Annotated in this window: 14 protein-coding genes; 2 read left to right on the plus strand and 12 right to left on the minus strand. The window is 46.3% G+C overall.

Going from position 1 to position 14410, the window contains the following annotated elements; genetic code table 11:
• Positions 1–38: 38 nt before the first annotated feature.
• The 5 genes from AYR61_RS12895 to miaA all read right to left on the minus strand — a co-directional run bounded on the left by AYR61_RS12895 (position 39) and on the right by miaA (position 5013).
• A complete protein-coding gene (locus tag AYR61_RS12895) occupies positions 39–959 on the minus strand; it encodes a hypothetical protein (protein WP_054706978.1) in 921 nt (306 codons plus the stop codon).
• Positions 952–1836 carry a hypothetical protein gene (locus tag AYR61_RS12900; RefSeq protein WP_054706975.1) on the minus strand — a complete coding sequence of 295 codons (885 nt, stop codon included), beginning with the start codon at positions 1834–1836 and terminating at the stop codon, positions 952–954. The genes AYR61_RS12895 and AYR61_RS12900 overlap by 8 nt, the downstream gene beginning before the upstream one ends.
• Before the next feature lie 405 nt (positions 1837–2241).
• Positions 2242–3582 carry a type I glutamate--ammonia ligase gene (glnA, locus tag AYR61_RS12905; protein ID WP_065903383.1) on the minus strand — a complete coding sequence of 447 codons (1341 nt, stop codon included), beginning with the start codon at positions 3580–3582 and terminating at the stop codon, positions 2242–2244.
• A 43-nt stretch (positions 3583–3625) separates the two neighbouring features.
• Entirely contained in the window at positions 3626–4009 is a 384-nt protein-coding gene (locus tag AYR61_RS12910) for a MerR family transcriptional regulator (RefSeq protein ID WP_054706971.1), read from the minus strand.
• A gap of 80 nt (positions 4010–4089) precedes the next feature.
• Positions 4090–5013 (minus strand): tRNA (adenosine(37)-N6)-dimethylallyltransferase MiaA, encoded by a 924-nt coding sequence (gene miaA, locus AYR61_RS12915; RefSeq protein ID WP_065903386.1) that lies wholly within the window; start codon positions 5011–5013, stop codon positions 4090–4092.
• Between the two features lie 108 nt (positions 5014–5121).
• Between miaA and AYR61_RS12920 the strand changes: the two genes are divergently transcribed.
• On the plus strand, positions 5122–5295 hold the full coding sequence (locus AYR61_RS12920; protein ID WP_065903390.1) for a DUF3042 family protein: 174 nt from the start codon (positions 5122–5124) through the stop codon (positions 5293–5295).
• 679 nt (positions 5296–5974) lie between these two features.
• Here the strand turns inward: AYR61_RS12920 and AYR61_RS12925 are convergent.
• The 7 genes from AYR61_RS12925 to AYR61_RS12950 form a co-directional block, all read right to left on the minus strand.
• Entirely contained in the window at positions 5975–6385 is a 411-nt protein-coding gene (locus tag AYR61_RS12925; RefSeq protein ID WP_054706965.1) for a rhodanese-like domain-containing protein, read from the minus strand.
• 52 nt (positions 6386–6437) lie between these two features.
• Positions 6438–7400, minus strand: coding sequence for an ROK family glucokinase (locus tag AYR61_RS12930; RefSeq protein ID WP_065903392.1), 963 nt, complete (start codon positions 7398–7400; stop codon positions 6438–6440).
• A gap of 18 nt (positions 7401–7418) precedes the next feature.
• Complete coding sequence (locus AYR61_RS12935; protein ID WP_054706962.1) at positions 7419–7634, minus strand: YqgQ family protein; 216 nt, start codon at positions 7632–7634, stop codon at positions 7419–7421.
• Between the two features lie 41 nt (positions 7635–7675).
• Entirely contained in the window at positions 7676–8350 is a 675-nt protein-coding gene (locus tag AYR61_RS12940) for a rhomboid family intramembrane serine protease (RefSeq protein ID WP_065903394.1), read from the minus strand.
• Positions 8351–8367: 17 nt separating this feature from the next.
• Positions 8368–8910, minus strand: coding sequence for a 5-formyltetrahydrofolate cyclo-ligase (locus AYR61_RS12945; RefSeq protein WP_054706955.1), 543 nt, complete (start codon positions 8908–8910; stop codon positions 8368–8370).
• An 81-nt stretch (positions 8911–8991) separates the two neighbouring features.
• Positions 8992–9141 (minus strand): 50S ribosomal protein L33, encoded by a 150-nt coding sequence (rpmG, locus tag AYR61_RS15005; RefSeq protein ID WP_082409093.1) that lies wholly within the window; start codon positions 9139–9141, stop codon positions 8992–8994.
• Between the two features lie 124 nt (positions 9142–9265).
• Positions 9266–11230, minus strand: a complete 1965-nt coding sequence (locus AYR61_RS12950; protein WP_404814631.1) for a peptidoglycan D,D-transpeptidase FtsI family protein — start codon at positions 11228–11230, stop codon at positions 9266–9268.
• Between the two features lie 428 nt (positions 11231–11658).
• Between AYR61_RS12950 and AYR61_RS12955 the strand changes: the two genes are divergently transcribed.
• On the plus strand, positions 11659–14310 hold the full coding sequence (locus AYR61_RS12955; protein ID WP_225356488.1) for a YfhO family protein: 2652 nt from the start codon (positions 11659–11661) through the stop codon (positions 14308–14310).
• Positions 14311–14410 lie beyond the last annotated feature (100 nt).

A 14410-nucleotide genomic window follows, 5' to 3' on the forward strand; every position in this document is an offset into this window, starting at 1 on the left:
CAAAAAGGAGCACACGAGTTGTCTGCTCCTCCATTATCCTACCCAAAAACTAACGGGTCGGATTTGATTTCCAAATCAGTCAAGTTATCCAAATACCATTCACGGACAAACGGATAGTCTAGCAATAGCTTAAACCAGGATGTTGTTTCGTCGTCATCATGGACCGTTAACCCCCACTTTGCATTCTTACTTGTAATATGCAAAGTGACTTGGTTAGGCAATTCTAGCACCGCACCATCATTTGAATGCATCAGCATGTAGTCTTCCTTCGCTGCAGCAACAAATAACTTATCAACCACTTCATCCGATAAATTAGAATTACTGAAGGCATAGAATTCATTATTACTGGTGTCCAAAATATTGAAGTCAACACTGAACCCGTAGTCCTCTTTCAGTGAAGACCCAAAGTCCATAAACAATTGGGTGGTGGCCAGGATCTGATCAGTTTCAACCTGGTCATGATAAGTGATCACAAATAATTTCGTGATTGCCGCACTGTTGATCCGCAGCATCTTGCGTTGCAGGTTCAAATAAAAGATCGTTTCGCCAGTGACCTGTTCTTGATAATAGACACCACCAGTCCCATCATTGGCAATCATAAAGGAAAAGACACCCTTGTCTTCAAGCGACGCAATTTGTTGGGTCAGGTGCTGGTCTTCATGCGACTGCAGTGTAATCACGTTATCCTTACCGTGCAGCTCTAACAACCGGCTCATGAAAATCAAATAATAGTCCGCTGTGTTGTACTGGTGTGGGAAGGTCACGTAGTCCGTGTCCAGCACGAACGTTGAGAGTTCCTGCGCTGAACGCACAAGCACGTCCGGATCCTTAGTACTGATCAATTGATCCATCAGTTCAGTAAACTTCAGCCCAGTCTGTAACCCTTCTTTAACGGCACTATTATACGATAATAATCGGCCACTGGTACTCAGTGTCGACGGATCATTTTCGTTAATCATCTGAGATCACCTGACCTTTCCCAATCAGATTTGTCAAATAATCAGTGTAGAGACTTTGGTTGTGTGACTCAAAGTGCGTAAAATCATCAAAAGTCTTTTGAATCGATTGTTTCTCATAATTCAAAATGGTGTCTTCCTTTGATAATTCCAGAATGCGATCATCGTTTTCCTTGATGGTCTTTGATGCATTCATGGCCGCTTCATCCTCATCCGCTAACTGTGTCAGTTTGTCGATAATGGTCTGGCGTTCTTCCTTAACCTTACCAGAATCCCACGGCATCGTACTCTTTTGGCTGACCTCTTTTTGCTGTGCCCGCAAGTCTTCTTTTTCGCGATCACGGTCGTCTTGATGATTGATGAGTTCCTGCAATTCAGCACTCTTTGACGTAATTGCGGCAATGTTTTCGGTGTTGTATCGCTGGTGCATGGCATCAAGCTCAAACGCCTTTTTCAACTTACCGTATTCGTCATCATCAAACTTAAAGGCAACGTTTAACACGTCTAATTGGCCAAATAAGCGCCGGTCCCACCAGTTACCAAAGTAAATGTCAAACTGCCCTTCTGCCGTTTCGTCATAGTAAAAGAAGGGATAGGTTTTCCCAAGGTATTCGATCAAATTCTGGCTCAGATAGTGACTCAGTTGCGCGTGGGCATCATCGATCAGGTTAGACAGGTCCTCCGCCTTCGTGATCGACCGCGATTTTTTGATTTCACGTGAATAGCGCACCTTATCGATCAATTCGTAGATCTGTCGGTCATCACCATCGTGAAGCGCCTGCTGCAGTGTCTGTAAATAGGTAATCTTCTGTGTTATCGAGAGGTCAAGCTGGGTCTCACTTGGTTTGAGCTCTTGTTGGTTTTCTTCACTATTTTGCATATTATCCCTCGTTTATCTTTTCTCATATGTAGCTAATTTAATGTTAACGGAAACGGGCCAAATAATAAAGCGGTTTAGATAAAATTCGAAAAAAATTTTTAAGCCTGTGAAGACAGGCGGGTCAGGGGCGGTGTGTAAGGGACGCTGACAGAAAAGTCCGGGCCTGACTTTTTTGTCAGCGTCCCTTACACGTTAGCCCCGTGCCTTGCTGAACACGTTTAGGCTAGGTAAAATACGAGTGCCGAAGCCGACTCCAGTTGACAAAGAGCCAAATAAACGCACAATACCATTACACCCAATATTGCCCCATCTGCCCCCACTTTACAACCAAACGGCCCGCACTCAATTAAAAAAACACGCCAACCACCGTCAGCGTGTTTTCGACAATTCTTTTAAAGTTTAGATTTAGTACATTTCAAGGTATTGATCGCGTTCCCACTTTGAGACTTGGGTGCGATAAGCATCATATTCCAAATTCTTGGCTTCAATGAAGCTTGGGAATAGATGTGGCCCCATGGCCTTCTTCATCACTTCGTCAGCTGACAAGTCTTTTAAAGCGTTGTGTAACGTGTCTGGCAGGTTAGTGATGTGGTTTTCAGTTCGTTCCTCAGCGTCCATCCGGTAAATGTTCCGGTCAACACTTTCTTCAGGCACAAGCTTCTTCTTCAAGCCATCTAACCCAGCTTCCAAAACGGCAGCGATTGCTAAATATGGGTTAGCTGATGGATCAACACTGCGGACTTCCAAACGGGTGGACAACCCACGTGAGTTTGGTACCCGGATCAATGGTGACCGGTTTGACCCAGACCAAGCAACGTAAACGGGTGCTTCGTAGCCTGGTACCAGCCGTTTGTATGAGTTAACAGTTGGGTTGCAGATCGCAGTAAAGCTGCGTGCGTGTTCCAACAAGCCGCCCAAGAAGTGGTAGGCCGTTTCGGATAACTGTAAGTCGCCCTTTTCATCAAAGAAGGCGTTGCCGTCTTTAGTAAACAGAGACATGTTCAAATGCATCCCAGACCCATTGATACCGGCTAATGGTTTTGGCATGAAGGTTGCGTACAGCCCAAACTTACGGGCAACGGTCTTCACAACCAGCTTAAAGGTTTGAATGTTATCAGCAGCGGTCAACGCATCCGCATACTTAAAGTCGATTTCATGTTGGCCTGGCGCCACTTCATGATGCGCAGCTTCAACATCGAAGCCCATTTCTTCCAAGGTTAACACGATTTCACGCCGACAATTTTCACCCAAGTCCATTGGCGCCATATCAAAGTATGAGCCGCTGTCGTTTAAGGTCGTCGTAGGCTTGCCATCTTCATCCATCTTAAAGAGGAAGAATTCTGGTTCAGGCCCAATGTTGAAGTCTGTAAAGCCAGCTTCACGCATGTCGCTCAGCACCCGGATCAAGTTGTTCCGTGGGTCGCCAGCGAACGGCTTGCCATCTGGTGTGTAAACTTCACAGATCACACGCGCAATTTTACCACGTTCGCTAGACCACGGGAAGATCATCCAAGTGGTCAAGTCGGGGTAAAGGTACATATCACTTTCTTCAATGCGAACGAAGCCATCAATTGAAGAGCCATCAAACATCAATTTGTTGTCTAACAGTTTTTCCAATTGTGAAATCGGCACTTCCACGTTCTTGATGGTCCCAAATAAGTCAGTGAACATTAACCGTAAAAATTGCACATTTTCGTCTTCGGCCATCTGACGGATATCGTCTTTACTATAATCGTGTTTTGGCATAAAATCGCTCCTTAAAAGAATTGTTTGAACGCAACATTATTGATTACTCGAGAGGTTTCTGAGAATGTAATGATGTCCCAGAAGTACGCTCCATGCCGCTAATGTTAAGAAACTCATCATGAAGGATCTGCCGCACATCGTTATCGGTAAGGGTCTCTTCTTTACGTTCAGCAGCCCGTTTACGTTGCTGTTCGTAAATCTCTTTGATGCCCGCCATGTTAATGCCTTCTGTCAGATAATCCTTGATCTCTAACAGCCGGTCAATATCATTGAGCGAATAGAGCCGGCGATTACCTTCAGTTCGCGTGGGAATCACCAGACCCTGCTCCTCATAGTAACGAATCTGACGAGCGGACAATTCAGTTAACCGCATGACCGTCCCAATGGGCAGCACGGACTTTGAACGTTGTAACTCCTTTTCTGTCATCACATTCACACCTCCTTTTCATGGGTTTATCATACCACGGTGAAATGGGATGTCAAGAACGCATGTAAGATTTTATTACATCAGTTTAAAAGCCACTGCGAAACGGTATCCTGAATGGTCGGCAGCTGCTCCGGATGCTGGACAATGTCGAACCAAGTAACGGGGACCTGATGGCGAAACCAAGTCAGCTGGCGCTTGGCATAGTGCCGCGTATCCTGCTTAATTTGCTCGACCGTTTCTTGTTTTGGTTGCTGATGCTCAAAATACGGGAAGAACTCGCGATAACCGATTCCTTTGCCCGACTGCCAGTCCTGGCCACCTGCGTCAAATAATTGCCGTGCTTCTCGTTCTAGCCCTTCATCCAGCATTTGGTCCACACGTTGGTTAATGCGCTGATACAGCAACACACGGTCCGTATTCAGGCCAATGATGAGCGGGTCATAACGTAATTTTGTGCCGGATGATTGTTTTGAAAATAACTCACCTGTTCGGTCATAGACCTCAAGTGCTCGGACAACACGCCGTTCATTTGAGACTGGAATCTTCTCAGCAGCATCTGGATCAATGCTTGCAAGGTGGTCCCAAAGCGCCTGTTGGCCCCTAATAGTCGCGTACTGGTGCCATTTTTGGCGAACAGCCTCTGACGGTTCATAAGTGTCACCACCAAGCGTCATGTCGTAGAGGAGTGCCTTTAAGTAAAAACCAGTACCGCCGACGATCATGGGCACATGACCACGTGCGGTTATCTCATCGATCAGTTGCTGTGCGCTGGCCACAAAATCAGCAACAGAATACCGTTCATTCGGCTGTTTAATATCAATTAAGTAGTGCGGCACGCCCTGCTTTTCATCAGCTGTGATCTTAGCTGTGCCAATATCTAAACCTTGATAGACCTGCATGGAGTCCCCAGAGATCACTTCGCCATTAAAGACCTGTGCTAATTTGATTGATAAGGCCGTTTTACCAACCGCCGTTGGGCCGATAATGGCCATTAACTTTTTCATATTGTCACTCCGCTATAATTTAACTTCAGATACTGGATATTTGCAGGCAAAACCTGCATAATGTAACTAACACAATCTATATTCTAACTTGTTAAGGGGGCTTTCTCAATGAAACATTTTGCAAAGGGCTTTCTTTTTGGATCAGTGGCCACACTAGGCGCAGTAGCCGGTGCCGTCCTCTCCTTTAAAAAGAAGATCGTCGAACCCATCGAAGACCAAGAACAACGTTTTGAAGACAACCGTAAAAAAGCAGCAAGAAAGAGTCGATCGGCTCATAATTAGAGCGTGGAGAAAACCGTTAAGATAGCGGAGCGTAAGGGCGTTATGGCATAAAATCCCGGGTTTGGATTTTGTGCCGTGACGCCCTTACGTGCAGCTGTCTGGTTTTCGGAACGCGTTTCAGCTATATAACAGAGAAGCACAACATTACAACGTCTCTTTATTATATTGCTCATAATTAGAGCGTGGAGAAAACCGGTTAGGGGGCGGAACGCGTTTCAGCTTGAGGAAAGAAAAGCGCTACAATTAGAGAATTCATTAGTAAATCTCTCATAATTAGAGCGTGGAGAAAACCGGTTAAAGACTGGATCAGAAGGGTGTTATGCGATAAAATCCCGGGTTTGGATTTTGTCGCATGACACCCTTCTGTGCAAGTCTTTGGTTTTCGGAACGCATTTCAACTATATAACAGAGAAGCACATCATTAAAACGTCTCTTTATTGTATTGCTCATAATTAGAGCGTGGAGAAAACCGTTAAGATAGCGGAGCGTAAGGGCGTCTGGTTTTCGGAAGGCGTTTTTTCTAACGGACAATAGAACGCCATCTTTATGAAATACCTCTACTATCGTCAAAAAAGAAATACTACCACCCTGATCCAAAAGTATCCAGCGCCGATATTAATTAGTCCATGTAACCACAAAAAAACGCCAGTCAACCGACCAGCGTTTTTTTGGTTTCTCATTAAGATTGCTTGGTTTTACCATCCCACCGCGCATAACCGGTTTTCAAGATAAAGAGTTGCGTATAGCCCTTCTTTTTCAAGAAGATTGCTGAACGTGAACTCATTTCCTTGCCTTGGTCATACAGGTAGATTGGCAGATCCTTACGCAACTGTTGATAGTATGCGCGTAACGTTGAATAAGGAATGCTGCGTGCGCCTAAAATATGGCCGGCATCGAAGTCCTTCTTTTCTCGAACATCGATCACCTGGGCCTTGCGCATGCCTTGTCTAAACGTCTCTTCATCAATCAATTTTGCCGCTTGGTTCCGCTGATAAAGCGTATACAGCCGCCATAGCAGCCAACCGACAACGATGATGAGCAGCACGATCGTATAAAGTCCCGTTGTTGAAATTGCTGCAGCCATCTCCATCGTCCCTTCTACTTTAAAATAAAAACTACCGTCATTAAGTATACGCTATTTTTTATTCAAAGCGAAGTGCTAATGATGCGGCACCAATTGCGCCAGCGTCGTTACCCAGTTGGGCCATCTTCAAGCGCGTTGAGTCACGCACTGCTGGGAAGGTGTTTTCTTGGAAGTAACGGGTCGTTGGTTGTAACAGGGTGTTACCGGCAGCGGAAACGCCACCACCAATGATAATGTTAGCTGGGTTCAAAATGTTAGCTGAGTTAGCTAAGGCCAAGCCCAGGTAAAAGGCAACCTTGTCAACGATCCGACTTGCTAAAATATCACCGTTATCCGCAAGGTAAACCACCATCTTAGAGGTTACATCTTCATGGTTATCAAACAGTTCCTTTAAACGAGACTTGCCAGTAAAGTCGGCTGTCATGTCCTTAGCAACGTGAACGATCCCAGTAGCTGAAGAATATTGTTCAAGACAGCCGCGCTTACCACAGGTACACTGGTAGCCGTTTGGTTCGACACAAATGTGGCCAATTTCACCGGCCCCACCGTTCACACCGTGCAACAGTTGGCCGCCAGCAATCACACCGCCGCCGACACCGGTACCAAGTGTCACGAAAATGACGTCGGTATCCTTTTCGCCGGCACCCTTCCAAAATTCACCAAGGGCGGCAACGTTGGCATCGTTTTCCAAAACAAACGGTAAGCCCAATGCCGTTTGAATCTGGTCGCGAACGTGTTGCGTCTTGGTCCAATTCAAGTTAAACGCATTAATTACGGTACCGTTTTCAATATTAACCGCACCAGGCGTCCCCATTCCGATACCGATAAAGGAGTCCGTGGTGTAGCCAGATTTGCTGATGGTTTCCTTTAATGACTTAATGATGTTTGGTACGATATTGACGCCTTCGTTACTGATATCAGTAGGAATGCTCCACTTTTGAGTAATTTCGCCTTCGTGCGTGAGAAACGCCATCTTGGTGGTCGTTCCACCTAAATCAATTCCAATCAAACTCTTTGCCATGAGTTGTTTCCTCCAGTACTAGTTGGTTTTATTACTTTCACGTGCTTCCTCGAGACGATGTTCACGGGTCAAGACCATCTTGGCGTGAAGATACGTTTGTTGATCAACGACCTGGGCGTCGTGAAGATGGTCAAGTTCTAGCGCCATGACTTCAATATCCCAAAGGCGCTTACCTACATACACGTAAATGCCAAACTGCTTGAGCAGCTGTTGTACATCATATAGCGTTTTCATAATGCGACATCCTCCGATACTGACACGAGTACTTTACAATTTTACAACGTTCGGCCGTAATAGTATAGCCCACTCATCATAAGAATGAGAACGACTACAGCAATTATTCTTTTTGTGAAAGCAACCGGTCCCATTTTCGGTGCGCCAACCACGTATCCTGTAAGGAATCCGGCGGCTAACCCACCAATGTGCCCCGCAATATCAGTGCCGGGTGTAAAAAAGCCAAAAATGAGATTCATCAAGATAAAAATGAGAAATGTTTGCGTCATTTGCCGAATATAATCATATTCCCAAAAGGATTCACCAAGCATCAAAAACGCGCCAAATAGGCCAAAGATTGCCGTACTTGCACCAGCAGAAATTGCTGACGGATTAAACGCGTAACTCGCAAGGTTGCCGCCAACTCCTGAAACTAAAAAGATGATGAGAAAACGGCTGTGACCAAAGAGTGATTCGATCTGAATCCCAAGAAAATACAGCGTGACCATGTTCAATAAGATATGCTCTACCGAAAGATGCAGAAACGTTGGCGTAATTAGTCGCCACCACTGGCCTTGATTGATCAGCGGATCCCATTTTGCCCCGAACGTCAATAGGACGTGCACGTTGCTTGCACCGCCGCTGAGTTCCATGGCTAAAAAAATGATGACCATTAGTGCAATGAGGCCCGTTGTCATATACGGGCCGGCCAACCATCGCTTAACTCGAACTTGCATGTGTGTCTGCCACTTCCTTAGTGTACTGTAATTACCTGCTGAACGCGAATATCATGTTCTTTCACCGACCACTGAGGGGTGTCAAAGAGTTGGGCGTCAAGTGCTAACGACACCGTTTGGCCAGAATAATCAGCCAAGTAACGGTCATAGTAACCCCCACCAAAGCCTAACCGGTCACCAGCCGGGGTAAACCCAAGGCCGGGAACGACGATGAGATCAATTGCCGACTTGACAGTTGCGTTCCCGTTAACGGGTTCTTCAATGCCGTATTCACTGGTTTCTAAACGGACCGCATCCGTCAGCGGCACAAATTCCATTTGCCGACCCGGAAAAGTTCGTGGCACGAGCACACGCTTATCCGCTTGTTGGGCCGCCTCAATGATCGGCTGGGTGTCTAACTCAGTTTCAGTCGACATCGTGACAGCGACCGTGTGACTGGTATTCCAGGCATGACTGGCAAATAGATCCTGGTAAAGTTCGTCAGCTTGAAAGTGCCGAACATCTGGTGACAGTGCCGTCAAGTTAGCAATAATCTGTTCTCGCAGTGCTTTTTTCTTCATCGTTTACCTCTCTTATGCTTGGCTACAGGTCCATCGTTTCAATATTAATAAAAAAAGGCGCAGGCTCATCGCCCTTGCCTTTTACTTTGTTTCTTTGTGTAACGTAACCTTGCGTTGACGTGGGCAGTATTTCTTAAGCTCTACCCGGTCTGGGTTGTTCCGCCGATTTTTACTTGATAAGTAGTTTTGTTCACCACATTCAGTGCATTCCAATGTAATGTGTACGCGCATTGCCTTAACCTCCCAACTTAACTCGAATTAGGCAAAAGCCTTAACTCATAGTAGTTTATCATTTTTGAACCAGAATTACCAGTGGATTTTGATAATATGTTAAGTATTTTTACTTAACACCTCGTTAATTGCTGCTAGAACTTGATGAAAGTGTTGAGGTTGACTGAACCGTTGACCAGTAGGCCTTGTAAATTTGCTTGGCTAAGGTCATGTTGTTTGATTCATCGCTTGTGCTCAAGTTTGGCATTGCCAATGCGACAACGACCTTAGGATGAGACACAGGGGCGTACGAAACCAAACTCAACGTTTCGGTGGCAGTCCCTTTGTAGAACGTTTGGGCAGTCCCAGTCTTAGCTGAAATAGCTGGCTTGATCGTATCAAGCGCGCCACCAGTTTTGTAGGTGTTGGTCCCGTGAACAACGTCGTACAACCCTTGTTTAACGACTGCTTTTTGAGCAGCTGTCATATCAATGGTGTTCAACACGTTTGGGGTGACTTTGGCTTTAATGGCACCCAAACCGCCTGACTTGCTCGTCCCACGAATGGATTGCAGCAAGTGGGTCTGGATTCGACGACCACCATTCGCAATTGTCGAAATATACTGTGCCAACTGCATGACCGTATACCCATCGTAGTTACCGTAGGCCTCATCCAGTGCGTTCCCAATATGTGCTTTGGTACTTGCCCCTTCGATCCCCGTTGTTTCACCAGGAATATCGATCCCGGTCTTCACACCGAGGCCAAACTGGTAGAAGTAACCCCGTAACTTAGCGAAGATACTGGTACTCATGGTTAATGGTGCCCCAGAGTAGTAATGGAACCCAGCTTCCTTCATGGCCAACTGCATCATGTAAGAGTTAGAAGAAACTTCCAACGCAAGTGGTGCGGTCAATTCCATATCGGCACTCCCTGACGAGTTAAACCATGACGACTTTTTGACCCCACCAACACGGATCGGCATTTCTTCCAAGGTGTTATTGGATGGCGTGATCACACCATCCATCAGGGCACCGGAAACCATGGCACCCTTAACCACTGACCCCATTGTAATCGCGCTGGTCATGGTACCCAAGGCATTTTCAGTTAACTTGTCAGTCGATGGGTTTCGGTCTTCACCAGCCATCCCAATGACGGCACCCGTGTTCGGGTTCATCACGACCGCGTAAGTCCCAGTTGAATCGCCGCCGGCACTTGATTCAGCCGACTTCACGAGGGCTTGCAGCTTCTTTTGGAAGGAAGCGTTGATGGTCAACTGCAGGTTATCCCCCTTATTCCCACCATACTTCTTAACTTCCTTCATGATCTTCGTCCCAGAAACTTCAACGTTAGTCTGAGACTTAGTCCCCTTCAGTGCAGATTCGTACTGCTCTTCAAGGTAAGACTGACCCACGGAGTCGTTTCGAGAATAGCCTTCAGCTAAGAACTGGTTGACTTTGTCACTTGGCAGCCCTGTCTTTTCTGAAGAAGCCGTCCCAATAATACTCTTTAGAGAACTCCCTTCTGGGTAGTCACGCGTCCAACTTGTGCTGACCTTAACGCCAGGCATATCGGAAAGATGCTCCCCAACTTCGGCAATTTCTTTATTGGTCACACCCGTTTCCTTGATGTACGTCGTTGACAACGAGTATGTGCCGCTCATCTTCGCGTAAATCACGGCCGCATTTTTCTGTTGCGCAGTCAGTTTGTATTGGCTGCTGTGGTTCATGTAATACGTCACCGCATAGTCTGACTCATCCGTTGAATTCTGTTGCGACTTTGGCAATTTCTTCTCAATTTGTGCCAGTCGAGACGTATCCGCAACGTAGTAGTCCGCTTCATTACGGTAAGTCAGTGATGATTTAGACACCGTAATGTACTTACTGAGTCGATTGGCAATCTTATAGAGATCACCTGAAAGCACGTCGACACCCTTAGTATAACTGATGGCTTGGTGCGACTTGTTCCCAACAAGGACCCGACCCGTAGAATCAAAAATCTCGCCACGTTGGACGTTGTTGGTTTCAACCGTATTATCCGTTGAGTTGACCTCCGCCTTTAATTGCGAGCCGTGAAGGATCTGCAGGTACGCTAACTGTGCAATTAAAGCCATGAACAGCAGCGCTACGATGACGAACAAAAAATTCATCCGGAACGGAATTTGAGAACTCGTTGAACCAGTTCTATGTGATTGTTTTCGAGTGATTCGATTAAAGAAATTTTTCAATGTCCTAAACGCTCCTTATCTAACTTCATTATTTTACCAGAATTTCAAGCGCACGGCCATTTTCACAACAGGGTTTTAAAACTTTTTAGAAGTTCCACATCCTTTTAAGCCTTAGTAAGGAAATTTATGCTATTCTAAATGACTAGGAAGGGTGCGCGGACGTCACTAGTGAACGTCATAATCCAACAATGAATCAAATTTCGATGGGTTACTTATCTGCATCGATCACCACTGGTGGCTGTGCGCCCCATGTCTCATGAAAAAAATCTCCAGTACTCGTGGAGATCATCACTTGTTTAATGGAGGTTGTCTTCGTGTTTCCAAAATTTCAATTAAATCTGACCGAAAAACGGGAACGGCGGTTGATTCTAACGCTGAGTTTTCTGCTTCCGGCGCTGATCATGACTGTTTACTTTGCGTCGCGCCATATGGCACCGTTTGGGAATTCTTCCCTACTGACGGTCGATCTTGGGCAGCAGTACGTGGATTTTTATGCTTACTTCAGGCACTGTTTACTCCACGACCCAAGCGGTATTTTCTATACCTTTCAAAAAGCCTTGGGCGGCGAAATGTTTGGGATCTGGACTTACTACCTATTAAGTCCCTTCAATCTGATCCTACTGTTCTTCCCCGACCACGTGATCACGAGTGGGATTCTCGTCATTACCGTTTTAAAATACGGCGCTGCAGGGTTTACCTTTGCCTGGTTGCTGATCAAAACCGGCGTTCAGCGCCACTGGACTGTCCTGGGATTTGCTACCAGTTATGCCATGATGGGGTGGATGATTGCCAACCAACTCAATTTAATGTGGCTAGATGCAGTCGTGATTCTGCCGCTGATCGTCCTTGGGCTACTCCGATTGATCAACGGTCAGGGCTGTCGAACCTATATTTTCTGGTTGGCTGCCTTACTGATCATCAATTATTATATGGCTTACATGGTCTGCCTGTTTGCGATTCTTTTCTTCATCTATGAGGCCATCAGTCAGTATCAGAATCGTCCAGCATTATTGAAACAAACGGGCCGGTTCATTGGCAGTTCGCTGCTGGCGGCTGGCATTGCCTGCGTCACACTGCTGCCGACCTGGTATTCACTGTCACTGAGTAAGTCGCAGTACACCGTCACAGACGTCAAATTTAAGTTCGAATACTTTCCATTTAAGATGTTGGCAAAACTGTTCCTAGGCGGGTTTAACTTTAGCCAAATGCCAAAGGGAATGCCGAACCTGTTTATCGGCAGCGTTGTTCTAGTCGGTGTTATTGCCTTCTTCGTGCGGACCGATATCAAATCTAGACGTCGCTGGATGGCCCTCATCATTAGCTTGGTCCTCCTGCTCTCCCTTTGTTTTCAACCATTGGACCTCCTGTGGCACGCCATGCAATTCCCAATTTGGTACCCCTACCGCTTCTCATTTGTTGTGAGCTTTTGGCTGATTTGGTTAGCAGCCAATGCGTTAAAAGCCGACTTTGTGCCTGATCCAGCGCAGATTTTGATCATGGTGGTAGTCGGTGCAGTAGCGATCATCTACGTTTGGGTCAACTTAAAATCCTTTAGCTTCTTGAGTCAAAACCAGGTCATGATCGGTGGCCTCTTCTACGTCGCCGCCATCTGTCTGGTGGCCCTGCCGCAAAAACAGGCCTTCTTCTACCAAGTGATCTTCTCGCTATTTATCATCGCAGAAATGACCAGCAACATGGTCACTAGCCTGAATCACATCACCTATGTGAGTCAAACTGAGTATGGCAATTACGAGCAGGTCATGACAAAGGAGGTCGCTGGCGTTACCAGCAAGCACAAGGGTCTTTATCGGATGACGCCAACCTTCATGCGGACGAAGAACGATCCATTGACTGGTCAGTTCAACGGTGGCTCCGTCTTCTCCTCAACGTTGGAAAAAACGATGCCAACCTTTATGGGGAACATCGGTCAGCCTGATGGAGACGGGTTCGTTGCCTACACCAATGGCACAGAACTCACTGATTCCCTGCTGGACTTCCGTTATTTGATCAACCAAGATTCAGTTTTAACCGGGTCAACTAGTGCAACTGGTCTCACCCAATCCGGCCTGCCGACGGTGTCTACTAGAGCTGACCTGGCGGATTACCAAAAGATCAAAGAAGACGGCACAGTCGCGACCTATAAGAATCCAAATGCATTGTCCATGGGCTTTATTTCGAGTTCAAAGGTGCTGAGTTTGAAGAATACAACTGCCGATCCAACCCGCTATCAAGCAAATCTCTTTGCGTCACTAACGGGCAATCAAAAAGATCAACACTTATTTACAGCTGAGAACTTCAATAATGTCCTATTTTCAAACGTCAAACAGCAAACAAAATTGACTGGTGCGTTCCTGCAAAAGGCGAACTTACTAAAACCTGGTTCAGTCACCCTGACGTTTAAACCCACCAGTAACGATTCCTACTACCTCACTATGGGCGCCGACATGGATGAAGATAACGTGACGGTTCTGTTGAACGGTAAGACGCTCAGCCAATACCCAACCTATCGGCACACGATCGTCGTCAACATTGCCAACCACGACAAGGGCAAAACAGTTAAAATTCAACTGAATTTCAAGAAGAGTACGCTGTGGTTGCAAAACTTCACCCTTTACAAGTTCAACAATTCAGAATTCAAGTCATCACTCAAGACATTGCAGGCGCATCCGCTAAACGTGACGCATCATCCCCAACGGTCAATTACAGGGACTGTCACAGCGCCGCATAACAATGCCACCCTAATGACAACGATTCCTTACAGTAAGGGCTGGCACGTTACCGTTGATGGCCATCCAGTCACTGCAAAGAAGGCTGCTGATACTTTCTTGGCACTCAACTTGTCCAAGGGTACCCACACGATTCATATCAGCTATTGGCCACCACTATTCAACCTCGGCCTCGCCATCAGTCTCATCTGTCTCGCTGGATGCGGCAGCTTATACCTATGGCGCCGACGTCAACACTAGTCACAGATAGGCAAATAAAACACGGTTCAAGAGCTCAACAGAGGTCCTAAACCGTGTTTTTGTGTCATCTAAAACGGGTTAACTGATTAAACACCCGACA

Origin of the sequence: Secundilactobacillus paracollinoides, assembly GCF_001702155.1 — a bacterium.
Lineage (GTDB): Bacteria > Bacillota > Bacilli > Lactobacillales > Lactobacillaceae > Secundilactobacillus > Secundilactobacillus paracollinoides.